This is a genomic window from Herbaspirillum sp., from assembly GCF_035644555.1.
GTDB lineage: Bacteria > Pseudomonadota > Gammaproteobacteria > Burkholderiales > Burkholderiaceae_D > Herbaspirillum.
Window position 1 is genome coordinate 20110 of the sequence record NZ_DASQOH010000024.1, and the last position, 24307, is coordinate 44416.

The window sequence follows — 24307 nt, forward strand, 5'->3', positions numbered from 1 at the left end:
TCGACCATCAGTTGTCTGACGTCGTCGTAGTGTAAAAGAAAAGCCGCAGCGCCGCTTGCGCCGCCGCAAGGTGGACACACGGCAGATATAGGCGGCAATTCCACCTGTAATCCGCTGGATAAATCGGGTTGAATTTGGGACACTTGCTGCACCTTCGATCGGCCCTGCCGGCCGTCCCCTATTTTCTTCCGAATTCCACCATGCGCCCGCAAGCCAACGCCTCACTCATCCTGCTGCAAAAAGCCCTCGCAGTGCATCAAAAGGGCGATCTGGCCACGGCCGAAGAGCTGTACAAGAAAGTCCTGCTCAAGCTGCCCCGGCATTTCGAGGCCAACTACCTGTACGGTATGCTCAAGCTGCATCAGGAAGACTGGGCCGCCGCCGAAACGCAGCTGGCCAAGGCCATCGATCTCAATCCTGCGCATCTGGATACCTATTTCGACCACGCTGGCGTACTGGAACAGCTGGCGCGGGACGAGGAAGCCCTCACCCGCTACGATCATCTGATCGCCACCAAGCCCGATTTCCCCGACGCCCTGATGCGCCGTGGCGCCGTGCTGCGCCGCCTGGGCCGCGCCACCGACGCGCTGGAAGACTTTGCGCGGGCGCTCAAGATAGACCCCGGCAATGCCGATGCCTGGTTCCAGCAGGGCAATGCCCAGCACGACCTGTTCGCCTATGCCGACGCCCGGCAGTCTTACGGCACGGCCTTGTCGCTGCGTCCGGATTTCATCGAAGCCTGGTTCAACCTGGGCAATACCTGCAAGGACAGCTACCTGCTCACCGACGCATTGGCGGCCTATGACCGCGCGCTGGCGGTACAGCCCGACTTCTACGAGGCGCTGTCCAACCGCGGCTACGTGCTGATGCAGCTGCAACGGCCGCGGGAAGCGCTGCAGGCCTACGACCAGGCCCTGGCGCTGGACGACGACTCGGCCGACCTGTGGTTCAACCGCGGCTCCACGCTGGAGGCCCTGCGCCGCTTCGATGAAGCCGCGGAGTCCTATGCGCGCGCCCGCGAACTCAATCCCGATGCCTCCTCGGCTGCCTGGAACGATGCCCTGATGCAATTGCTGCGAGGTGATTTCCAGAATGGCTGGCGCGCCTACGAGTCGCGCTGGTTCACCGGGCAGATGCAAGGTCAGCAGCGTCATTTCACCCAGCCGCTGTGGCTGGGCGACTTTCCGCTGGAAGGCAAGACCATCCTGCTGCACGCCGAACAGGGCTTCGGCGATACCCTGCAATTCGTGCGCTATGTCCCGCTGGTGGCGGCCATGGGCGCACGGGTGATCCTCGAAGTACAACCGGCGCTGGTCAAGCTGCTGGCCAACGTGCCGGGTGCGGTCGAGGTCATCAGCACTCAGCGCTCCGTGCCGCCCTCGTTCGACGTGCACTGCCCACTGATGAGCTTGCCGCTGGCCTGCCAGAGCTTCAGCGAATCCGAGATTCCGCGCGCGCCCTACCTGCTGCCCGAGGCCGGTGCTTGGAACGCCTGGGCGCTGCGCCTGCCGCACAACCGCGCGCTGCGCGTGGGCCTGGTGTGGGCTGGCAGTTCGGCGCAGACCCATCCGGACGCCATCCGCATCGACGCCCAGCGCTCGCTGCCCTTCGATGCCCTGAGCCCGGTAGTGGAACTGGCTCGCGAGCATGCCGGGCTGGAATTCTATTCGATCCAGGTGGGCGAGACCGCCCTGGAACAGCTGCGCAACCATCCGCTGGCGCCGCAGGTCAGGGATTGCTCGGCGGCACTGCACGACTTCGCCGACACCTCGGGGCTGCTCGCCCACCTCGACCTGCTGATCAGCGTCGATACCTCGGTCTGCCACCTGGCCGGAGCGCTGGGCAAGCCGGTATGGCTGCTCAATCGCTTCAATACCTGCTGGCGCTGGCAGCTGGATCGCAGCGACACGCCCTGGTATCCGGGCGTCAGGATCTTCCGCCAGGCCCAGGCCGACGACTGGAGCGAGGTCATTGGCCAGGTCCGCACGGCCCTGCAACAACAGTTGCGCCAACACTGATACCATGCGCGCCGTCGCGGAGGGCAAGCCCCTCCGCCGGAACCTGGCGCGTCTGCCTGCCTCATACCCTTCAGGCAGGCCTCAATGACCCGACGCATTCCGACCGGCGGTGACGCCAGTGCGTTGTCGCCCGTACGGAATGAAGACAACAAGGACAAGACTATGCAAACCGGAGCCCCCTCTCCCTCCCCCGCGACCGCGTACGCCGACGGTCCGCGTCTGCTGGCCGACATCGGCGGCACCAATGCCCGCTTTGCGCTGGAAACGGCGCCGGACCGGATCGAACAGGTACACGTGCTGCGCGGCGCCGACTATCGCGAATTCACCGATGCCGTGCAGGCCTACCTGAAACTGGCCGGGCAGCCGCCGGTGCGGCACGCGGTAGTCGCCATCGCCAATCCGGTGCAAGGCGACCAAATCAAGATGACCAATCACGACTGGGCTTTTTCCATCGAGGCGGCGCGCCAGCTGCTGGGGCTGGAGCTGCTGCTGGTGGTCAACGACTTCACCGCGCTGTCGATGGCGGTGCCGCGCTTGCGCGCCGATGAACTGCAGCAGATCGGTGGCGGCGCACCCAGGCGCGAGCAGCCCATCGGCCTGGTTGGCGCCGGGACGGGCTTGGGTGTGGGTGGCCTGGTGCGGGGCGATGGGCACTGGCTACCGCTGGCCAGCGAAGGCGGGCATGTGGCGTTTGCCCCGGCCAATCCGCGCGAGGCCGCAGTGCTGGCGTATGCTTGGCAATTCCATGAACATGTATCGGCCGAACGCCTGGTCTCCGGCCCCGGCCTGGAGTTTCTCCATCGCGCCCTGCTGGCCATCGACGGCCATCCGGCCGCCGAGCTGAAGGCTGCGGACATCGTCGAGGCCGCCCTGCAGCATGGCGATGCGGTCTGCCAGGAAACCGTGGACCTGTTCTGCGGCATGCTGGGCACGGTGGCGGCCGACCTGGCGCTGACGCTGGGCGCGCTGGGCGGCATCTATATCGGTGGCGGCGTGGTGCCGCATCTGGGCGATTACTTCGCCCGCTCACCCTTCCGCGCGCGCTTCGAAAACAAGGGGCGCATGTCGGTCCTGACCAAGGCCATCCCAACCTATGTCATCACGGCGGAGTATCCAGCCTTCACCGGCGTATCGGCCATCCTGGCAGATCGCCTGGACCCGCGCCCGTAACGGGCCGGGCGCAGGCAGGCTGCCACGCAACGGGCGGCGCTTTGCCTCGGCGATGCAGGTGGAGTTACTTCAGGGGGGAGACTGCAGGAAGCCGTCACCACGATGGACAACGGCGAAGAAGAAAACAAGAGAGGCGAGCCTTGTCTGCGGCACTTGCGGGAAATGGCTGTGGCTGCTTCGTTCCCGACCTGACCAGGTTGACCATGCCACAATGCGCAGGGGCCCGCCGGTGTGAATTGTATCCCAATTCACACCACCCCGGCCAGCTAAATCATTGCAGTGCGTCACAAACCGCAAGGCCACGCCGGGGCGTGGACCACGTTCGCCGCCTCGAGAGGCAGTGCGTGGCCCTGTGACTGCGGCGGCGCAACGTCAAATGCCCAGGTCCTTCCAGATGGTATCGACGCGCTTCTTCACCTCATCGCTCATCACGATCGGCGTACCCCATTCGCGACTGGTTTCGCCCGGCCACTTGTTGGTCGCATCGATGCCCATCTTGCTGCCCAGTCCGCTGATGGGCGAAGCGAAGTCCAGGTAATCGATGGGCGTGTTATCGACGAGGACGGTATCGCGTACCGGGTCCACCCGCGTGGTGATGGCCCAAATCACTTCCTTCCAGTCACGGATGTCCACATCCTCGTCTACCACCACGATGAACTTGGTGTACATGAACTGACGCAGGAAACTCCACACCCCGAACATCACCCGCTTGGCGTGACCGGCATAGGACTTCTTCATCTGCACCACTGCCATGCGGTAGCTGCAACCTTCCGGGGGCAGGTAGAAATCGGTGATCTCGGCGAACTGCTTCTGCAGCAGTGGCACGAACACTTCATTCAAGGCTACGCCGAGCACGGCCGGCTCGTCAGGCGGCTTTCCGGTATAGGTGGAGTGATAGATGGCATCGCGTCGCATGGTGATGCGGTCGATGGTGAAGACCGGGAACCAGTCCTGTTCATTGTAGTAACCGGTGTGATCGCCGTAGGGACCTTCGAGCGCGTGCTCGAATCCGGAGGCATGCTTTTCGTCCGGATAGATATGCCCTTCCAGCACGATCTCGGCCGAGGCCGGCACCCGCAGTTCGCTGCCCATGGCCTTGACCAGCTCGGTCCGGCTGCCGCGCAGCAGGCCAGCGAACTGGTATTCGGACAGACTATCCGGCACCGGCGTCACCGCACCTAATATAGTAGCCGGATCGGCACCCAGCGCGACTGCCACCGGATAGGGCTGGCCCGGATTGGCGATGCAGTGCTCGCGGAAATCCAGAGCGCCGCCGCGATGCGCCAGCCAGCGCATGATGACCTTGTTCGGACCCAGCACCTGCTGGCGGTAGATACCCAGGTTCTGGCGCTTCTTGTGCGGCCCCTTGGTAATGACCAGACCCCAGGTGATCAGTGGCGCGACATCGCCGGGCCAGCAATGCTGGATGGGCAGGCGCGACAAGTCCACGTCCTTGCCCTCCCACACCACATCCTGGCACGGTGCCGAGCCACGCTCCTTGGGCGCCATGTCCCACAGCGACTTCACCAGCGTTCCCAGATCCAGCACATCCTTGATGCCTTTGGGCGGCTCCGGCTCCTTCAGGCGCGCCAGCAGATGGCCGATGCGGCGCAATTCGGTGATGCTGTGGGCGCCCATGCCCAGCGCCACCCGATGCGGTGTACCGAAAAGATTCGCTAAAACAGGGATATTTTTCTGATCGACCTGCTCAAAAAGGAGCGCCGGGCCTTCCGCCCGCAAGGTGCGATCGGCAATCTCGGTCATCTCCAGATGGGACGAAACCGGGTGAGCGACGCGTTTTAGCTCTCCTTTTTGTTGCAACTGGGAAATAAAATCCCGCAAATCAGTGTATTTCATACTTTTTAACAAATTTCTTTTTGCATCACAGCCGGCTCAACTATCCCCGGCAAACGCTTGATTCTATTGATTTTTGAAGAAAGGCCACGTTGAATATGATATACAAAAGTTATAAAGAACTATTTTCATAGTATTGACTCGATATAAAGTGGCTTCTACAATGCGCCCACTCTAAACCGAAGAGGTGAGCCGTGGGCTCGTAGAGGCTTGATCGAAAACAGTCGAGCCAAGCAAGGTATCCAGGGATCCGGGGTCCCAGCAACTCAAGAAGTGTGTCCAGGGCGTCAGCCCTACCCCCCGAAACATGCCATCCGACGGCAGGGCCAGCAGGCCTCGCGGATGGCCTTGCCGTAACGCCTTGCGACGGTAACGTAATAGATTGCAGCAACGACAGTCCAGCCGTTTGGTCTCCACTTCTTGGCCAGGCGCGCCCTGTTTTTGCCGCAATAACGCAGGAGGTTCAATGTCCAACCAGGCTTCCGAGGCGCCCTTATCAGGCGCCCCGCAGGTGGTTCGCCGCGTGAATTTCCGGATGCTTTCCGGGGACTCGCGCATTGCTCAATTTTTCGGCATCGCCCATCGTGTTCTGACGATACTCGGCATTGCCGCGCTGTTCGTACTGGGTCTGATGTTCTTCAATCCGGAACTGGCCGACAAGCTGATCAGCATGTCGCCCTTCTCCGACGCCACGGAAGAAGTCCAGCAGGCCGATGCGCCGACCACGCCCGGCCTGGCCGAGCTGATGTCGCCCACCACTCCGGTGGCCACCACAGCTGCCCTGGCCGGTGCGATGACGGCCGATTCGGTGCAACCTGCGCCGATCAGCCCGGTCTCGCCGCAGAGCCTGTCGGCGGAAGACCGCCAGCTGCTGGGTAACCCGCGTCAGCAGAAGCTGGTCACCAACTGGCTGGCCAAGCGCTACCGCGTCGCCAGCGATGCCGCCGACATGCTGGTCTCGGCGGCCTACCTGACCGCACGCGATATCAAGCTCGATCCGCTGCTGATCCTGTCGGTGATTGCCATCGAATCGCGCTTCAATCCCTTCGCGGAAAGCCCGATGGGCGCGCAGGGGCTGATGCAGGTGATGGCCAAGGTGCACCATGACAAATTCCAGGAGCTGGGTGGCATCAAGGCAGCCCTCAACCCAGTGGCCAATATTCGTGTCGGTTCGCAGATCCTGAAGGAATACGTCACCCGTGGCGGTTCCATCGAAGCCGGCCTGAAGAGCTACGTGGGCGCAGCCGACATGGCCAACGACGGCGGCTATGGCGTCAAGGTACTGTCCGAATATCAGAATCTGAAACAGGTCGCGATGGGCAAGAATATCTCGATCTACACCACCGCCACCGTAAAGCTGCCGCCGGCCTCCGGCGTGGCCGCCAGCGCCGACCAGCCCAAGGCCGCCAGCAACAATGTGGCCTCGGCGAGCAAGCCCAAGGTGGAAGAACAACTCGCTGCCCTGTAAAGGATGGTGTGTTGCGATTTGGATATTACCGGTATTCAGAACGCAGAAAAGGAGCCCTCGGGCTCCTTTTTTTATGGCTGCGGCAGACCTGCCGCTCAGGCAGCAGCCTGCCTGCGCTGGGCAAAGAACACCCGCAGCCGAGCAACCGCCTCCTGCAGATTTTCCATCGAGGTGGCATAGGACAGGCGGATATAGCGCCGCGCGGTAAAGGGGCCGAAATCCAGGCCCGGTACCAGCACCACGCCGGCTTCGTTGAGCATGTCCAGGCTCAGCTGGTCGGCATCATCAGACAGCGCGCTGCAGTCGGCATAGACATAGAAGGCCCCGTCCGGCACCACCGGTACGGTGAATCCCAGGCTTTCCAGTGCCGGCACGATGTAGTCGCGACGACGCTTGAATTCGGCCTTGCGCTCTTCATAGATCGCGATGGTTTCCGGCATGAAGCAGGCCACGGCCGCATGCTGGGCAATCGAGGAAGCGCAGATCAACAGGTTCTGCGCCAGCTTCTCGACCTGAGGCACCAGCGCCGGCGGCAATACCAGCCAACCCAGGCGCCATCCGGTCATGTTGAAATACTTGGAGAAGCTGTTGATGACCACCACGTCATCACCCAACGACAGTGCCGAGAACGGCTCGCCCTCATAGGACAGGCCCTGGTAGATCTCGTCGACGATGGTAAAGCCACCACGCTGACGCACCTCACCCACGATGGCACGCAATTCATCGGGAAGAATCGAGGTACCCGTGGGGTTGGACGGCGACGCCAGCAGCACACCGCGGGTAGCCTCGCTCCAGTGCTCGCGCACCATCTGCGCCGACAGCTGGAAACGGTGTTCCGGACCGCTGGCGATGAGCCGGGCCTGGCCTTCGAAGGCGGCCACGAAATGGCGATTGCAGGGATAGCTGGGGTCCGGCATCAGCACTTCGCTGCCCCGGTCCACCAGCGCCGCACAGGCCAGCAGCAGCGCCGCCGAGGCGCCTGCGGTGATCACGATGCGTTCCGGTGCGATGTCCAGGCCATAGACCTGGCGATAGTGCTGCGAGATCGCCGTGCGCAAGGCCGGCAGACCGGTCGCCGAGGTGTACTGCATCTTGCCCTCGTGCATGGCGCGGGTCGCCGCCTCCACGACGGCGGGCGGCGCCGTGAAGTCCGGCTCGCCGATGCCCATATGGATCAGGTGACGCCCCTGCTGCTCCAGCACGGCAGCCTTCTTGGACAATTCCATCACATGGAAGGGGGCGATGTGCTGCAGACGTGCAGCCAGTTGGTTCAGGTTCATGCACTAATTCCCGACAACGAACACACAACAGGGACAAAACGGGGGTAAAACGGAAGCAAACCCGGGACGATGAAGGCAGCCTTGCAGGCTCGCCGCGAAGGCGAGCCGAATCCGGCTCAACGACGGCCGGCAGCTTCCACTTCGGTGGCGCGCGTCTGGGCCGCAAAACGGTCCAGCACGCCATTGACGTACTTGTGACCATCGATGCCACCGAAGGACTTGGTCAGCTCAACCGCTTCGTTGATGACCACCTTGTAGGGAATCTCGATGTGGTTCTGCAGCTCGTAGGCGCCGATCAGCAGCGCCGCATGCTCCACCGGCGACAGCTCCTTGATGGGACGGTCGATCAGCGGCGAGAGGCCGGCGCGCAGCTTCTCGGCATCGCGGATGGCGCCGGTCAGCAGCGTATCGAAATGCTCGGCGTCGGCCTTGTCGAAACCGTGGGCCTCGCGGATATGGGCTTCGATGGCGCCCGCGTCCTCGTGATTGAGCAGCCACTGGTACAAGCCCTGCAACGCGAACTCGCGAGCGCGATGACGCGGGGTGCGGTTCTTGTTCGAATTGGCGTGTTGAGATTTGTTCGACATGATGAATGCGGCCGGGGCCTTGAATGACTGAAACTGATGAATGCGAGTACCGACCCCTGACAGGTGGCGGCACTACCGTGCCGCCTGCGCTGCAAGCGGCACGGCGGGAGGGGCTTATTCTTCTTCGGTGGCCTGGCCCAGCTCTTCCAGCACGATGGACAGGTTGGCCATTTCCACCGCCACACGCGCGGCATCGGCGCCCTTCTCGGCCATGCGGATCTCTGCCTGCTCGTCGTTCTCGGTGGTGAGCACGGCATTGGCGATGGGCAGACCGAAGTCCAGGCCGATGCGGGTAATGCCGGCGCCGGACTCATTGGAGACCAGTTCGAAGTGATAGGTCTCGCCACGGATGACGGCACCCAGTGCGATCAGGGCGTCGAACTGCTCGGTCTCGGCCATCTTCTGCAGTGCCAGCGGGATTTCCAGCGCGCCCGGCACGGTCACGTGCAGGATGTCCTCGTCGGCCACGCCCAGATGCTTGAGTTCGGCCAGGCAGGCGGCCAGCAGGCCATGGCAGACGTCTTCGTTGAAGCGCGCCTGGACGATGCCGATGCGCAAGCTTTCGCCATTGAAGTCTGGTTCATAGGTTCCGATGGTCATGGCTGTTCCTTCTCGATTGGTTGACTTGCGTAATTACGTACTGGCGTGAGGCTGTCATCAGACGCCGTCGCGGGTCTGGTAGCCGGTGACTTCCAGCTGGAAGCCGGCCATCGACGGCATCTTGCGCGGGCTGGCCAGCAGCTTCATCTTGCACACGCCAATGTCCTTGAGGATCTGGGCGCCGATGCCATAGGTGCGCAGATCCATGCGCTCGGCACGGGTCGGCTTGGCCGCCTGCGGCGTACCGACCTTGTTGAGCGCGCCGAACTGGTCGAACATCTGCTGCGCCGATTCTTCGCAGTTGAGCAGCACGATCACGCCGGACGGCGCTTCCTGCACCGCCTTCATGGCCGAAGCCAGGTTCCACGAGTGGGTGGTCACGCCGGCTTCCAGCAGGTCCAGGATGGATACCGGCTGATGCACGCGCACCAGGGTCTCCTGGCCCGGCTGGATGTCGCCACGCACCAGCGCCAGGTGGGCGCCACCAGAGGGCGTGTCACGATAGGCGATGGCCTTGAACGTACCATGGGCGGTCTGCATCTCGCGCTCGGCCACGCGCTCGATGATGCTTTCGTTACGGCTGCGGTAATGGATCAGGTCGGCGATGGTACCGATCTTCAGTTTGTGCTTCTCGGCGAATTCCAGCAGGTCCGGCAGACGGGCCATGGTGCCGTCTTCCTTCAGGATTTCGCAGATCACCGACGCCGGCGTGAGTCCAGCCATGGCCGTCAGATCGCAACCGGCTTCGGTATGGCCGGCGCGCATGAGCACGCCACCCTTCTGGGCGCGCAAGGGGAAGATATGCCCCGGCTGCACCAGATCGGAGGGCTTGGCGCCCTTGGAGGCGGCCACCTGGATGGTACGCGCGCGGTCGGCGGCGGAGATGCCGGTGGTGACGCCTTCGGCGGCCTCGATGGAAACAGTGAAATTGGTGCCGTAGGCCGTGCCGTTGCGGGTGGCCATGAGCGGCAGGTCGAGCTGATCCACGTGCTCTTCGGTCAGCGTCAGGCAGACCAGGCCACGCGCATGCGTGACCATGAAATTGATGGCTTCGGGCGTCACGAAGTCGGTGGCCAGCACCAGGTCACCTTCGTTTTCGCGGTCTTCTTCATCGACCAGGATCACCATGCGACCGGCACGGAGTTCGGCGACGATTTCTTCGGTTGTAGCAAGTGGCATATTCGAGCTCTTTTCCCAATTGGAACCCGCTATTTTAAAGGATTGCGAGCCTCCTCCGTTGCCCAATTACGCAGCCTGTGCGGCCTGGGTACGCTGCAGGGCTTCCAGCAACAGCGCCGGGTCCCCCAGCGCCAGCCGTTTGGAGTCCGACAGGGTCTGGCGGAAGGCACGCGCGCCCGGCATGCCGGTCAGCAGGCCCAGCATGTGGCGGGTGATGCTGTTGAGGCGCAGGCCGCGGCCATTGTCGCCGTGCAGTTCCAGCTGACGCTTGATATACGGCAACATCGCTTCGATCACCTCAGTCCGGCTGGGCTGGCGGCCACCGTCCAGATCGCCGTAGTAGCGGGCATCGAAAGCCGCCATCAGGTAGGGATTGTGATACGCCTCGCGGCCCAGCATGACACCGTCCACATGCCGGAGATGCTCATCGATCTCGGGCAGGGTCTTGATACCGCCGTTGATGAGGATTTCCAGCTGCGGGAAATCCTTCTTGAGCTGGTAGGCGTAGTGATACTTCAGTGGCGGGATCTCGCGGTTTTCCTTGGGACTCAGCCCCTTGAGGATGGCGTTGCGGGCATGCACGATGAAGGTCTTGCAACCGGCATCGGCAATCTGTCCAACGAAGTCACGCACGAAGTCGTAGGACTCGACCTGGTCGATGCCAATGCGATGCTTTACCGTCACATCAATCGACACCGCATCACGCATGGCCTTGACGCAATCGGCGACCAGCGCCGGCTCGCCCATCAGGCAGGCGCCGAACGCCCCCTTCTGCACGCGCTCGGAGGGGCAGCCGCAGTTCAGGTTGATCTCGTCATAGCCCCATTGCTCACCCAGTTTCGCACTGTGCGCCAGGTCGGCCGGCTCGCTGCCACCCAGTTGCAGGGCGACAGGATGCTCCTGCTCATCGAAATCGAGATGGCGCGGCACGTCCCCGTGCAGCAGCGCACCGGTGGTCACCATCTCGGTGTAGAGCCAGGTATGGCGCGTGATCTGGCGGTGGAAGACGCGGCAGTGGCGGTCGGTCCAGTCCATCATGGGGGCGACGCTCAGGGTGCGCGGAGGCAGGTCTTTCTTCATGGGCTGACGAAATGCATCAATCAAGGTTCGTTTGCGCCTTCGGGCGCGGGGGCGACGATGGGATAGCCACACTCGCCGCAATCATCGCAATGGTACTTCGGCGCCGTCCCGAGGGTCTTTCCAGCTTACGCCAGCAATGGCTAGCAATGGCAGATAGCAGCGACAAATAGAAAGCCCGCAAGGCTTGCGCGTTGCGGGCTGGTGTCCCCTCTATCCTCTTCGAGATAGGATTTTTCGTACAGCGGACTCGATTCTGCACCACAAACCGGCAGTCGTCATTTCGCAATGCACAAAAACAGCGCAACAAAATCTATTTTGGACAAATGCTCATCTCTACTGACAAAGAGATGAAGACAAATCCGGTGCCGAAACACAGCCGGGAAGCCCGGAAAGCGCCTTATCGGTCGGTCCGGCGAAATCGGCAAAAAAAAAGCCCACAACCGAAGTTGCGGGCTTGAATCCAATTCTTTAGGAGGAAATTGGAGGAGACAGGTGTAACTATATGGCAGTGCATCATGGCTGTCTGCTTTATTGTGCTGATATCAGTTATTCACAAACCACATATCAACACAACCTGCCTCACTCCGGCGGCCGTTGCCGGCCACCCCACTCCCTTAGATCGATTCTTCGCGCGATGCCTTCTTGCGTTCGTGTTCCTTCAGGTGACGCTTGCGCAGGCGAATGCTCTTCGGGGTAACTTCGACCAGCTCATCGTCCTCGATGAATTCCACCGCGTATTCCAGCGACAGCTCGATGGGCGGCACCAGGCGCACGGCTTCGTCGGTACCTGAAGCGCGCACGTTGGTCAGCTGCTTGCCCTTGATGGGGTTGACCACCAGATCGTTGTCGCGCGAGTGGATGCCGATGATCATGCCTTCATACACCGGGTCGTTGTGGCTGACGAACATGCGGCCGCGATCCTGCAGCTTCCACAGTGCGTAGGCCACGGCGGCGCCGTCGTCCTGGGAGATCAGCACGCCGTTGCGACGGCCGGCCAGTTCACCCTTGGTGGTGTCAACCGGCTTGTAGTCGTCGAACACGTGGCTCATCAGACCGGTGCCGCGGGTCAGTGTCATGAATTCACCCTGGAAACCGATCAGGCCACGTGCCGGGATGTGGTATTCCAGGCGCACACGGCCCTTGCCGTCCGGTTCCATGTTCTGCAGGTCGCCACGACGGCGGCCCAGTTCTTCCATCACGCCACCCTGGTGGGTTTCTTCGACGTCGACAGTCAGGTTTTCGTACGGTTCTTCACGAACGCCATCCACCATGCGGAACACCACGCGCGGACGCGACACGGCCAGCTCGAAGCCTTCGCGGCGCATATTTTCGATCAGAATGGTCAGGTGCAATTCGCCACGGCCCGACACTTCGTAGGTCGAGTCGTCGTTCTCGGCCTGGACCACGCGCAGGGCCATGTTGGACTTCAGTTCCTTTTCCAGACGATCGCGGATCTGGCGGGTGGTGACGAACTTGCCTTCGCGGCCAGCCAGCGGCGAGGTGTTGACCATGAAGTTCATGGTCAGGGTCGGTTCGTCCACCTTCAGCATCGGCAGGCCATTGGGCGCATCCGGCGAGCAGATGGTGGAGCCGATGCCGATTTCCTCGATACCGTTGATCAGCACGATGTCGCCGGCCAGGGCTTCGTCCACCAGCACGCGCTCCAGACCCTTGAAGGTCAGCACCTGGTTGATGCGGGCCTTGGTGGGCTTGTCTTCCGGACCGTTCATCCAGACCACGTCCTGACCACCCTTGACGCGACCGGCCAGGATACGGCCGACGCCGATCTTGCCGACGTAGGAGGAGTATTCCAGCGAGGTGATCTGCAGTTGCAGCGGCGCGTCCGGGTCATCCTTGCGGGCCGGGACGTACTTCAGGATGGCGTCGAACAGCGGCTCCATGTTGCCGTCGCGCGCTTCCGGATCCAGGCTGGCGTAGCCGTTCAGGCCCGAAGCGTAGATCACGGGGAAGTCCAGCTGTTCTTCGGTCGCACCCAGCTTGTCGAACAGTTCGAAGGTGGCGTTGATGGCCCACTCGGCGCGTGCGCCCGGGCGGTCGATCTTGTTGAGGACCACGATCGGCTTCAGGCCCAGGGCCAGCGCCTTGCGGGTCACGAAGCGGGTCTGCGGCATCGGGCCTTCCTGGGCATCCACCAGCAGCAGCACCGAGTCGACCATCGACAGCACGCGCTCGACCTCACCGCCGAAGTCGGCGTGGCCAGGGGTATCGACGATGTTGATGTGGGTGCCCTTGTACTCCACCGCGCAGTTCTTCGACAGGATGGTGATGCCACGTTCCTTTTCGATGTCGTTGGAGTCCATCACGCGGTTGTCCACTTGCTGGTTGTCGCGGAAGGTACCGGACTGGCGCAGCAGCTGGTCCACCAGGGTGGTCTTGCCGTGGTCAACGTGGGCGATGATGGCGATGTTGCGAATTGCGCGGATATTGTTTGACATGGTGACTGTGGTTGGAATGCCGATTCTTGGGAGGCGCGCATTATAGCATGTTGCGACGCATGAACTTTGAAAAAACCTGTGTTTTCAACGGCTTGCCAGCGCCCGGAGCATCCCCCGGGAAGACCTGCTGCAAACCGCTTTGCTGCTGTTTTGTGCTGCTTTCGTGCTGGGTCTGGCTGATTTCTAGGAGGCCGTGGACACCAGCCGTTCCGGCGCCAGGATGGCGTATTCCTGCAACAACCCGGTGCCCAGCAAGGCGCCATCCGAACTGCGATAGACGCGCACCCGGCCGGTCTGATCCGGTACGGGCACGCCCTCCTTGCCCAGCGGCAGCCGCTGCCCGTGCAGGAAACGGCGCGCCAGTTCATCCGTCAGTTGCACTGCCGGGAAGCTGCGCAGCAGGCCATCGACGGGCAACAGCATGGCCTTGCGCGAGTCGACGTCGCCGGGGGCGTCGAACTGTTCCAGCGTGACCGCACCCTCCAGCGTCAGCGGGCCGACACAGATGCGGCGCAGTGCGTTCAGGTGAGCACCACAGCCCAGGACCTCGCCGATATCTTCACCCAGCACGCGAATATACGTCCCCTTGCTGCAGGTGACGCGAATACGCAACATCGGCGCCTGGTAATCCAGCAACTCCAGCGCATGGATGGTCACGTCGCGCGCCTCGCGTTCCAGCGTGATGCCGGCGCGAGCGTATTCGTACAAGGGCTTGCCATCTCGCTTCAAGGCCGAGTGCATGGGAGGAACCTGACGGATCGGGCCACGGAACTGCGCCAGCGCGGCTTCGATCTGCGCCACGCTGACCTCCACCGGCCGCTCACCGATGACCTGGCCCTCGGTGTCGCCGGTATCGGTGCGCACACCCAGGTGCACGAGCGCCTCGTAGGTCTTGTCGGCTTCCAGCAGGTCTTGCGAGAACTTGGTGGCTTCGCCGAAGCACAGCGGCAGCAAGCCGGTGGCAAACGGGTCCAGCGTGCCGGTATGGCCGGCCTTGGGCGCGTTGAGCATGCGCTTGGCGCGGATCAGGGCGTCGTTGGAGGACAGGCCTACCGGCTTGTCCAGCAGCAACACGCCATGCACCGGCACGCGCGGAGGACGTGGCGGCCGTTGCGGCTGGCCGCGTTTGCTGCGCTTGCCCTGCTCCAGCGCACTATCGGGGGAAGCGGACGCGGTGTCCGCCGTCATATTGTCAGCCATGAAATGCAAGACCGGCCTCGCGCCCCGATGAAGGGATCGCAGACCGGTGCGAAGATGAAGGAGAAAACTGCAATGCTACGACGCAGCCGACGCCTGGCTTAGGCCTCGTCGTCCGAATCCTTGGCGCGGGTAGCGTTGGCCTCGTCGATCAGGCGCGACATTTCAATGCCGCGCGCGGTCGAGTTGTCGTGCACGAAATGCAGTTCCGGCAAGGTGTGGATGGTCAGGCGCCGACCCAGCTGGGTACGCAGGTAACCGCCCGCCTTGCGCAGCCCGGCCAGGGTGTTCTTGATCGCATCCGGGTTGTCCACCAGCGTGGTGAAGAAAACCTTGGCGTGCGCGTAATCCGGCGTGACCTGCACTTCGGTAATGGTGATCATGCCCACCCGCGGGTCCTTCAGCTCGAAGGCGATCAACTCCGACAGATCGCGCTGGATCTGGTCGGCTACGCGCAAGCCGCGCCCGGGAATGGATTTGCTATGTTTTGCCATGCTTTAAAAAAACAATCCGCCGATGGCGTGGCGGGAGGATTCCCGCGTTGCTGCGACGGATCTTGCCAGTGATGCCGGCACATCGCGAACGATGCGCCGGCGTATTGCATTACAGGGTACGGGCGACTTCCTGGACTTCGAAGATTTCGAGCTGATCGCCCACTTCGATGTCGTTGTAGCCCTTGAGCGAGAGACCGCACTCGAAGCCCGACTTGACTTCCTTGACGTCGTCCTTGAAACGCTTGAGCGAATCCAGTTCGCCGGTCCACACCACCACGTTGTTGCGCAGCAGACGCACTTGCGAGCCACGCTTGACCAGGCCTTCCAGCACGTAGCAGCCGGCAATCGAACCCACCTTGCTGACCACGAACACCTGGCGGATTTCCACCAGACCCAGTGCCTGTTCGCGCTTCTCCGGCGACAGCATGCCGGACATCGCGGCCTTCACCTCGTCCACCGCATCGTAAATGATGTTGTAGTAACGGATGTCCACGCCCGAGGCTTCGGCCAGCTTGCGAGCCGATGCGTCGGCACGGGTGTTGAAGCCGATGATGACCGCCTTGGAGGCGACTGCCAGGTTGACGTCGTTTTCGCTGATGCCACCCACGGCGGCATGCACCACCTGGACGCGCACTTCGCTAGTGGACAGCTTCTGCAGCGACTGCACCAGTGCTTCCTGCGAACCTTGCACGTCGGTCTTGATGATCATCGGCAGGTTCTTGACCTCGCCTTCGGTCATCTGGTCAAACATGTTTTCCAGCTTGGCGGCCTGCTGCTTGGCCAGCTTCACGTCGCGGAACTTGCCCTGGCGGAACAGGCCGATTTCGCGCGCCTTGCGCTCGTCGGTCATGACCACCACTTCTTCACCGGCGGAGGGCACTTCGGTCAGGCCCTGGATTTCCACCGGCAGGGACGGGCCTGCCTCGGCGATGTTCTTGCCGTTTTCGTCCAGCATGGCGCGCACGCGGCCATAGGCCGAACCGGCCAGCACGACGTCGCCGCGCTTCAGGGTACCGGATTGCACCAGGATCGTCGCCACCGGGCCACGGCCCTTGTCCAGCTTGGCTTCGATGACCAGGCCACGGGCCGGCACGTCCACCGGTGCGGTCAGTTCCAGCACTTCGGCTTGCAGCAGCACGTTTTCCAGCAGCGAGTCGATGCCTTCGCCGGTCTTGGCCGATACCGGGATGAACGGGGCATCGCCACCGTATTCTTCCGGCACCACTTCTTCCGCGATCAGTTCCTGCTTGACGCGGTCGGGATTGGCACCCGGCTTGTCGATCTTGTTGATCGCCACCACCAGCGGCACGCCGCCGGCCTTGGCGTGGGCGATCGCTTCCTTGGTCTGGGGCATGACGCCGTCGTCGGCTGCCACCACCAGGATCACGATGTCGGTCGCCTTGGCACCACGGGCACGCATGGCGGTGAACGCCTCGTGGCCCGGGGTATCCAGGAAGGTGATCATGCCGCGCGGGGTTTCCACGTGGTAGGCACCGATGTGCTGGGTAATGCCACCGGCTTCACCCGAGGCCACCTTGGTGCGACGGATGTAATCCAGCAGCGAGGTCTTGCCGTGGTCGACGTGCCCCATGACAGTGACCACCGGTGCACGCGGCAGCGCTTCGGCGTCGGCGTGTTCTTCGCCTTCGACCAGCAGCGCTTCCGGATCTTCCGCCTTGGCGGCGTGGGCACGGTGGCCCATTTCTTCCACCACGATCATGGCGGTTTCCTGATCCAGCACCTGGTTGATGGTGACCATCTGGCCCAGCTTCATCAGGTGCTTGATGACCTCGGATGCCTTGACCGCCATCTTGTGGGCCACTTCGGCCACGGTGATGGTTTCCGGCACATAGACATCGTGCACCACGGCTTCGGTGGGCACCTGGAAGTTGCTTTCGCGCTGGTCATCGCCGTGCGAATGACGACGGCCCTTGGGGCCGGCACGCCAGCCATCGCGACCACCGCCACCAGTAGCGCCGCGCGACTTCATGCCGCCGGTGCCACGCTTCTTGGCGTCGTCCTGCCAGGTCGACGAGACGTTGGCCGACTTGATCGACTTCTTGTCTGCAGCCACGACCGGCTTCTTGTCATCCTTCTTCTCGCCCGGCTTGGCCGCGGTCGCCGGCTTGTGCAGCGTACCCTCGGAGGTCTTGGCGGCGGCCGGCGCGGGCTCAGGCGCCTTGATGACGCGACGCGGCGCATTCATCATGGCCTTGATCTGCGCCACTTCGTCTTCCACGGCCTTGCGCGCGCGATCAGCGGCGGCAGCACGGTCGGCGGCTTCCTTGGCGGCGGCTTCGGCCTTCTTCTTGGCTTCCTCGGCAGCAGCGCGCTTCTTCTCTTCAGCAGCCGGGTCGACGGCCGGAGCCGGTGCGGCGGCGGCAGCCGTGGCGGCCGGGGCAGCAGCCTTGGCCTTTTCGGCTTCGGCAGCCGCAGCGGCGGCTTCCGCAGCCTGGCGCTTGGCCTCGGCCTCGGCTTCTTCGCGGGCGCGTTGCTGTTCCAGCTCGGCAGCCTTGGCCTGGGCGGCACGTTCGGCCTCCAGTTGCGCCAGGCGCTCCTGCTGAGCCTTCAGTTCGGCCTGACGGCGAGCCTCTTCCTGCTCACGTTCCTGCGCTTCGATGGCCGGGTCGCGCTGAGGCGCCGCAGCACGCGCTGCAGTCTCTTCCACGCCAGGCTCGTCCCGCTTGATGAAGGTGCGCTTCTTACGCACTTCCACCTGGATCGTGCGCGATTTGCCGGTTGCATCGGCCTGCTTGATCTCGGTGGTTTCCTTGCGGGTCAGCGTGATCTTTTTCTTCTCGCCTTCCGGCGCGGCCCCACGCGCTCGGCGCAGGTGTTCAAGCAGGCGGTCCTTGTCTTCCTTCGACAGGGAATCGGATGCAGAGCTCTTCTCGACGCCGGCCGAACGCAGCTGGGTCAGCAGCAGGTCAGCGGGCATTTTCAGCTCGGTGGCAAATTGGGCAACGTTGTTACTCGCCATTCAGTCCTCTTTTCTATGTGGCTCGGCAGATGATGTGGAGACGCTCCGCTTCTCAGCGGCCTTCTACTGCGCTCCATGCCTTGGCCTGCAGGGCCTTGGCGCGCTCATCGTATTTGGAATCGATGAGCTTCATTTCATCGTCGGTCACATCTTCAAATGCATTTTCAATCAGTTGGCGCGCGCGCTCGGAAGGCAGGGCCAGGATCGCGCCGAATTCGTCATAAGCCAGGCCGGCGAAGGCCGGCAGCGTCTTCACGCCAGCCAGGCCCAGCTTGCCGGCCAGCACACGGTCCAGGCCTTCGAAGTTGATCAGCTCCTCTTCCATGCCTTCCAGGCCTTCTTCGGAGGCGATCGCTTCGGTCACCAGGGCGTCGCGGGCGCGGTTGCGCAGCTCATTGACGGTCTCTTCGTCGAACGATTCGATCTCGAGCATCTCGTTGATCGGCACGTAGGCGATTTCTTCCAGGGTCGAGAAACCTTCCTCGACCAGGATGTCGGCCACTTCCTGGTCGACATCGAGCTTTTCCATGAACAGCGTACGGATCAGCGCGGTCTCGGCCGCCGACTTGTCGGCCGATTCCTCGGCCGTCATGATGTTGATCTGCCAGCGGGTCAGTTCGGCTGCCAGACGCACGTTCTGACCGCCGCGACCAATGGCGATGGCCAGGTTCTCTTCATCCACCACCACGTCCATGGCGTGCTTTTCTTCATCGACCACGATGGAGGTGACGTTGGCCGGGGCCAGCGCGCCGATGACGAACTGCGCCGGGTCTTCCGACCACAGCACGATGTCCACGCGCTCGCCACCCAGTTCACCGGTGACGGCCTGCACGCGCGAACCGCGCATGCCCACGCAGGTGCCGATGGGGTCGATGCGCTTGTCGGCGGTGTAGACGGCGATCTTGGCGCGTACGCCCGGATCACGTGCGGCAGACTTGATTTCCAGCGAGCCTTGTTCGATTTCCGGCACTTCCAGCTCGAACAGCTTCATGATGAATTCCGGCGCGGTGCGCGACAGGATCACCTGCGGGCCACGGGCACCGCGATCCACGCGCAGGATATAGGCACGGACACGGTCGCCGATGCGCAGGTTTTCCTTCGGGATCATCTGGTCGCGCGGCAGGCGGGCTTCGATCTTGCCGGATTCGATGATGGCGTCACCGCGCTCCATGCGCTTGATGGTGCCGGTCACCAGGGCATCGCCACGGGCCAGGAAGTCGGCCAGGATCTGCTCGCGCTCGGCGTCGCGGATGCGCTGCAGGACCACCTGCTTGGTGTCCTGTGCGAAGCGACGGCCGAATTCCACGGACTCGATCGGATCTTCGATGTATTCGTCGACTTCGATATCGGGGAACTGTTCCTTGGCTTCGAACAGCAGCACTTCCTGGTCAGGCAGTTGCAGGCCGGCCTCGTCGGGCACCACGTGCCAGCGGCGGAAGGATTCGAACTCGCCGCTTTCGCGGTCGATCGAGACGCGAATGTCGACCTCGCCTTCATAGCGCTTCTTGGTAGCCTGCGCCAGGGCATGCTCCAATGCGCCGAAGACGACTTCCTTATCGACGTTCTTTTCGCGCGCCAGCGCATCGACCAACAACAAAATTTCGCGACTCATCCTTTGCGACTCCTAAAATCGACCTGCGGCACCAGGTGTGCCTTATCCACATCGGCCAGCGTGAAATTCAACACGGCAGCCGACCCATCGTTTGCTTCAAATTCCAGTACCAGTTCCTCGCCTTCGGGCGCCCGCAGCACGCCTTCGTAGGTCTTGCGGTTGGACGTGCCGGGCAGCGGCACGCGCAACTTGACCACGGCTTCGCAATCCACGAAACGCACGAAGTCGGTAAATTTCTTCAGGGGGCGATCCAGGCCAGGCGAGGAAACCTCCAGACGCTCATAGATCACGTCTTCCACGGTGAAGACGTGCAGCAGCTGATGCGTCGCCTTCTCGCAATCCTCGACGGTGATCGAACGCGCTTCCTCCGCATCAGGATCGAACGGGAAATCGATAAAGACGCGCACCAGACCGCGCGGCGCCTTCTCGAACTCGACCAGTTCGTAGCCCAGGCCCGAAAGGGTGGATTCGATCAGTTCCAGCAATTGCAAGACTTTTTCTCCATGACAACGCTGCTTTGCCGCAGTGGCAGGCAGACATCCAAAATTGAACAGCAAAAAAAAAATGGGCATCTGCCCATCTTTTGTTATCTCTACACAAATCGAGATCACACATCACGCGAACCGCCGGACTTCCAACACATCGGGGCGCAGGCGGATCTATCAATGATTTATCACATATGCGATTCGCGGCAGGTTGCGTTTAACTAACACATTATAACCGATCCAGGTATTGACAGCAAATCCCGAATTGGCAGAAATGTGAAGAAGGCGCCAAAAACGTCCATAAAAAACGTCATTGGCGCACTCCTGCGGGGCTTATCGCAGCATGACAGGCCGAATTGTCCGCGGCATTGCCGCCGGACAATTCACTGCATCAGCGACCGCCGCGACGGCGATTCATGCCCGGCAGGCCGCCCAGCATGTAGTTGGCCGCGCTGTTGCCGCCACCACGCTGCGGGCGATTGCCGCGGCGCTGGCCGTTGCCGGCGTCGGGGAAGCCCAATGCGGTCTGCAGCGGGTCAGGCTGGCGGCTCTTGGGTTGGCCACCCTTGTTGCCGCCCTTGTTACCACCGTAATTGCCGCCACCGTAGTTGCCGCCCCCGGCATTGCCACCCTGGCCGCCGTAATTGCCGCCCTGGTTGCCGAAATTGCCGCTGCTGCGGCCTTTCTGCGGCCCCTTGTTCTGCATCGCATTGCCGCGAGGCGCGTTGCCCTGCGGCTTGCCACCATTGCCCGACTTGGCCTCGCCAGCCTGTTTTTCCAGACCGCAGGCCGCCATCAGGTTGCGCACGGCGTTTTCTTCCAGCTCTTCCCAGCGACCGCGCTTCAAGGTCTGCGGCAGCGTCATGGCGCCATAGCGGGTACGGATCAGGCGCGACACGGTCAGGCCTACCGCCTCGAACATGCGGCGCACTTCGCGGTTGCGGCCTTCGCCGATGGTCACGCGATACCACTTGTTGACGCCTTCGCCACCGCCGTCGGCGATGCGCGAGAACTGCGCCGGACCGTCATCGAGTTCGACGCCGCTCAACAGCTTCTGGCGCATGCCCTCTTCCAGCTCGCCCAGGGTACGCACGGCGTATTCACGCTCAATGTTGTAGCGCGGGTGCATCAGGCGGTTGGCCAGGTCACCGGAAGTGGTGAACAGCAGCAGGCCTTCGGTGTTGAAGTCCAGGCGCCCCACGGCCAGCCACTTGCCGGCCTTCATGGTCGGCAGGCGATCGAATACGGAACTGCGTCCTTCCGGATCGGCATGGCTGACGATTTCGCCGGATGGCTTGTGGTACACCAGCACGCGCGGCGGACGCTTGCTCACCTTGCGCTGGATCAGCTTGCCATTGATGCGCACGGCATCGGTGGGCAGGATGCGCTGGCCGATGTGGGCCGGCTCGCCATTGACCGAGACACGGCCGGCGACGATCAGCTCTTCCATGTCGCGGCGCGAGCCCAGGCCGGCGTCGGCCAGCACCTTGTGCAGCTTGGGAGCATCATCCTCGGCGGTCAGGTCGCGGCGACCGTTCTTGCCGCGCATCTGGTGCGCCTGGCGACCACCGGCCTTGCCACCTTCGTCACGGTCGTAGGCTTCGGAGGTCACATAGGAGAAGATGTCATCCACCGGCTCGCTCGCACGCAGGCCGAGTTGCGGGGCCTTGGGCTTCTTGCCGTTCTTGTCGAAGTTCTTCTTGCCTTGCTGGCCGGACTGGCCATTGTGGCCGCCCTGTGCATTGTTCTTGCCGAACTGGCCGCGTGGCTGTTCCGGCGCGGACGGATTCTCGCCCTTGGCCGGAGCGCCTGCCTCGGCACCGGCAGCAGCGCGCTGGGCAGCACGGTTGTTGCGCAGGGCGCGGGGGCCGCGTACACCACGGCGGGCCGGCTTGGCACGGTTGGGGTCCACCGGGGCGTCCAGCAACACCGGCGGCGCCACCACTTCCTCACCTACGGTCACGATGACCTTGGGCGGCTCGGCAGGAGCGGGGGCCGGGACGGAAACCGGCGCCGCTTCAGGCTGGGCAGCAGCCTTGGGCTTGGCGGCACGCTTGGGCTTGACCGGCGGCGGGGCCGATTCGATTTCCAGGCTCAACTGGGCCGACGCAGCCGACGCCGCGCCGTCGGGGGCCTGGTCGACCTTCTTGGCGCGCGGCTTGGTGGCGCGTGGTTTCTTGACCGGCTCGACAGGTTCTTGTGCGGCGGCCTCCTGCACGGAAGCGTCTGCCACAGGCGCCGATTCCTCGGCCACTGCCTTCTTGGCACGGGGAGCACGCTTCTTCGCAGCCACGGGCGCCGTATCGGCACCTGCTGCGGCGTCCGCAGCCGGCGCTGCAGGCTGTTCGCTGGCGTCAGGTGCAGCACCGGCCGCAGGTCTGCGGGTGCGCTTCTTCACCGGCTTGTCGGATGCGGCGGCGTCAGCCGCGGCCAGGTCGACCTGGGTCTCGTCTTTGGAACTAGTTGGCTTCATTCTTCGAATCTGGATGTGGCGGACGCGCGTCATCTTCCCGCTGATCGGCCCGCTCGGTGGTGTCGTTGTGCTCGCCTGCCGCTTCGTCGGCGGCCTCGATGGCGTCCGTGCCAGTTACGGCAACGTCTTGCTCAAAAGGTTCTTGCGCTTCCGGGGAAGCGTCCTGACTGCCCGCAGCGCGCTCTTCCCCTGCGGCGGCTGCGATCTCCGTGGCTTCTGCGACCGCAGGTGCCACGACATCTTCGCTTACTGCTTCACTTGTTGCCTGATCTGGCTGTCCGGGTGGCGACGCTTCATCCGCCTCAGCCTCCCCGCTCAGCAAGGTGTGCCCGCCATCGACCTCATCGGCGGCGAGCTGCGCCACCGGCGCCTCTTCTGCCGTCCCGGCATCGCTGGCCGCGCCTTCATCCTCGCCCGGCTCTTCTTCGGCCAGGGCCGCCGCGCCACCTTCAAGGGCCTGCAATTCAAGCAGCGCGCCCTGGGCAGCCGCTTCGCCGCTGACCTGCTGCAGCGGCGGCAATTCCTCCAGCGAACTCAGGCCCAGATCATCCAGGAACTTGCGCGTCGTGGCGAACAGGGCCGGTCGGCCCGGGACGTCGCGATGACCGATGGACTCGATCCAGCCACGGTCTTCCAGCATGCGGATGGTCTGGGTATTGACCGCCACGCCGCGAATCTCTTCGATATCGCCCCGCGTGACCGGCTGGCGGTAGGCAATGATGGCCAGCGTTTCCAGGGTAGCGCGAGTATATTTGGGCGGTTTCTCCGGATTGAGGCGCTCCAGGTAGACCTTCATTTCCTTGCGGCTCTGGAAGCGCCAGCCGGTAGACAGGCTGACCACTTCCACGCCCTTGTCGGCCCACTCGGTGCGCAGCTCGTCGAGCATCTGTCGGATCATCTCGGCATTGATATCGCTGCTCTCCTCGCTCTCGGGATCGACGTACAGCTTCTTCAGGTCATTGATCGACAGCGGCTCATGCGTGCAAAGCAATGCGGTTTCGAGGACTTTCTTGGCCTCAGCAATATTCATGTACCACTCTTGTGCGTCTTGTTGTTAACAAAAGTTCGGCTTGCAGCTGTTCTCCGTCCGGCAGGCTTGCGACGAACCGGGCCTGCGACCAGACCAGGTGCGGCAAGACTTGCGCAGTGCTGGAAGCGGCGGCGCTACCTTCCGGTGTTTGGAGATTGAATGAGCTGGAATCTAAGACCCGGGCAAATCGGCGTCGCGGAGATATCGCGCTTTCGCAAAGCCGTCATGTCGCTGGGTTGCGGACGGCCGACCTGCACCTTTTCAACTACCGGCCTTGCGTCATGGAGACTTTGTTGTCCGCACAGGCTGCGGCGGTCGGGCGCAAGGCATCAAAAGTTCTGCGC

17 protein-coding genes and 1 other RNA gene are annotated in these 24307 nt (G+C 62.9%); 3 read left to right on the forward strand and 15 right to left on the reverse strand.

Going from position 1 to position 24307, the window contains the following annotated elements; all coding sequences use genetic code 11:
- Window positions 1-200: 200 nt before the first annotated feature.
- Both VE092_RS07210 and VE092_RS07215 read left to right on the forward strand, forming a co-directional pair.
- Entirely contained in the window at window positions 201-2018 is a 1818-nt protein-coding gene (locus tag VE092_RS07210; RefSeq protein ID WP_324875274.1) for a tetratricopeptide repeat protein, read from the forward strand.
- Window positions 2019-2180: 162 nt separating this feature from the next.
- The gene (locus VE092_RS07215) at window positions 2181-3188 is read left to right on the forward strand and encodes a glucokinase (RefSeq protein WP_324875276.1); all 1008 of its coding nucleotides are present in this window, start codon (window positions 2181-2183) and stop codon (window positions 3186-3188) included.
- A gap of 129 nt (window positions 3189-3317) precedes the next feature.
- Here the strand turns inward: VE092_RS07215 and ffs are convergent.
- Window positions 3318-3416: signal recognition particle sRNA small type (gene ffs / locus VE092_RS07220), an RNA gene on the reverse strand.
- A 144-nt stretch (window positions 3417-3560) separates the two neighbouring features.
- Window positions 3561-5045 (reverse strand): 4-hydroxy-3-polyprenylbenzoate decarboxylase, encoded by a 1485-nt coding sequence (gene ubiD, locus VE092_RS07225; protein WP_324875278.1) that lies wholly within the window; start codon window positions 5043-5045, stop codon window positions 3561-3563.
- A gap of 463 nt (window positions 5046-5508) precedes the next feature.
- Between ubiD and VE092_RS07230 the strand changes: the two genes are divergently transcribed.
- The gene (locus VE092_RS07230) at window positions 5509-6510 is read left to right on the forward strand and encodes a transglycosylase SLT domain-containing protein (protein ID WP_324875280.1); all 1002 of its coding nucleotides are present in this window, start codon (window positions 5509-5511) and stop codon (window positions 6508-6510) included.
- A gap of 95 nt (window positions 6511-6605) precedes the next feature.
- Here VE092_RS07230 and VE092_RS07235 read toward each other — a convergent pair whose 3' ends face one another.
- The 13 genes from VE092_RS07235 to scpB form a co-directional block, all read right to left on the reverse strand.
- Window positions 6606-7790 (reverse strand): pyridoxal phosphate-dependent aminotransferase, encoded by a 1185-nt coding sequence (locus VE092_RS07235; protein WP_324875282.1) that lies wholly within the window; start codon window positions 7788-7790, stop codon window positions 6606-6608.
- 116 nt (window positions 7791-7906) lie between these two features.
- Entirely contained in the window at window positions 7907-8377 is a 471-nt protein-coding gene (nusB, locus tag VE092_RS07240) for a transcription antitermination factor NusB (RefSeq protein WP_324875284.1), read from the reverse strand.
- 114 nt (window positions 8378-8491) lie between these two features.
- Entirely contained in the window at window positions 8492-8977 is a 486-nt protein-coding gene (gene ribH, locus VE092_RS07245; protein WP_324875286.1) for a 6,7-dimethyl-8-ribityllumazine synthase, read from the reverse strand.
- 57 nt (window positions 8978-9034) lie between these two features.
- Window positions 9035-10156 (reverse strand): bifunctional 3,4-dihydroxy-2-butanone-4-phosphate synthase/GTP cyclohydrolase II, encoded by a 1122-nt coding sequence (ribBA, locus tag VE092_RS07250; protein WP_324875288.1) that lies wholly within the window; start codon window positions 10154-10156, stop codon window positions 9035-9037.
- A gap of 66 nt (window positions 10157-10222) precedes the next feature.
- Window positions 10223-11236: a tRNA dihydrouridine(20/20a) synthase DusA gene (gene dusA, locus VE092_RS07255; protein ID WP_324875289.1), complete on the reverse strand. Its 1014-nt coding sequence runs from the start codon at window positions 11234-11236 to the stop codon at window positions 10223-10225.
- Window positions 11237-11850: 614 nt separating this feature from the next.
- Window positions 11851-13692: a translational GTPase TypA gene (gene typA / locus VE092_RS07260; protein ID WP_198981151.1), complete on the reverse strand. Its 1842-nt coding sequence runs from the start codon at window positions 13690-13692 to the stop codon at window positions 11851-11853.
- A gap of 183 nt (window positions 13693-13875) precedes the next feature.
- On the reverse strand, window positions 13876-14892 hold the full coding sequence (gene truB, locus VE092_RS07265; protein WP_324875291.1) for a tRNA pseudouridine(55) synthase TruB: 1017 nt from the start codon (window positions 14890-14892) through the stop codon (window positions 13876-13878).
- A gap of 98 nt (window positions 14893-14990) precedes the next feature.
- Complete coding sequence (rbfA, locus tag VE092_RS07270; RefSeq protein WP_006464329.1) at window positions 14991-15383, reverse strand: 30S ribosome-binding factor RbfA; 393 nt, start codon at window positions 15381-15383, stop codon at window positions 14991-14993.
- A gap of 109 nt (window positions 15384-15492) precedes the next feature.
- The gene (infB, locus tag VE092_RS07275; RefSeq protein WP_324875293.1) at window positions 15493-18363 is read right to left on the reverse strand and encodes a translation initiation factor IF-2; all 2871 of its coding nucleotides are present in this window, start codon (window positions 18361-18363) and stop codon (window positions 15493-15495) included.
- Window positions 18364-18415: 52 nt separating this feature from the next.
- On the reverse strand, window positions 18416-19975 hold the full coding sequence (nusA, locus tag VE092_RS07280) for a transcription termination factor NusA (protein WP_324875295.1): 1560 nt from the start codon (window positions 19973-19975) through the stop codon (window positions 18416-18418).
- Window positions 19972-20466, reverse strand: a complete 495-nt coding sequence (gene rimP / locus VE092_RS07285) for a ribosome maturation factor RimP (RefSeq protein WP_006464325.1) — start codon at window positions 20464-20466, stop codon at window positions 19972-19974. Before rimP ends, nusA begins: the two co-directional genes overlap by 4 nt.
- Before the next feature lie 385 nt (window positions 20467-20851).
- A complete protein-coding gene (gene rluB / locus VE092_RS07290) occupies window positions 20852-22933 on the reverse strand; it encodes a 23S rRNA pseudouridine(2605) synthase RluB (RefSeq protein ID WP_324875298.1) in 2082 nt (693 codons plus the stop codon).
- Window positions 22920-23963, reverse strand: coding sequence for an SMC-Scp complex subunit ScpB (gene scpB, locus VE092_RS07295; RefSeq protein ID WP_324875300.1), 1044 nt, complete (start codon window positions 23961-23963; stop codon window positions 22920-22922). The genes rluB and scpB overlap by 14 nt, the downstream gene beginning before the upstream one ends.
- Between the last annotated feature and the right edge of the window lie 344 nt (window positions 23964-24307).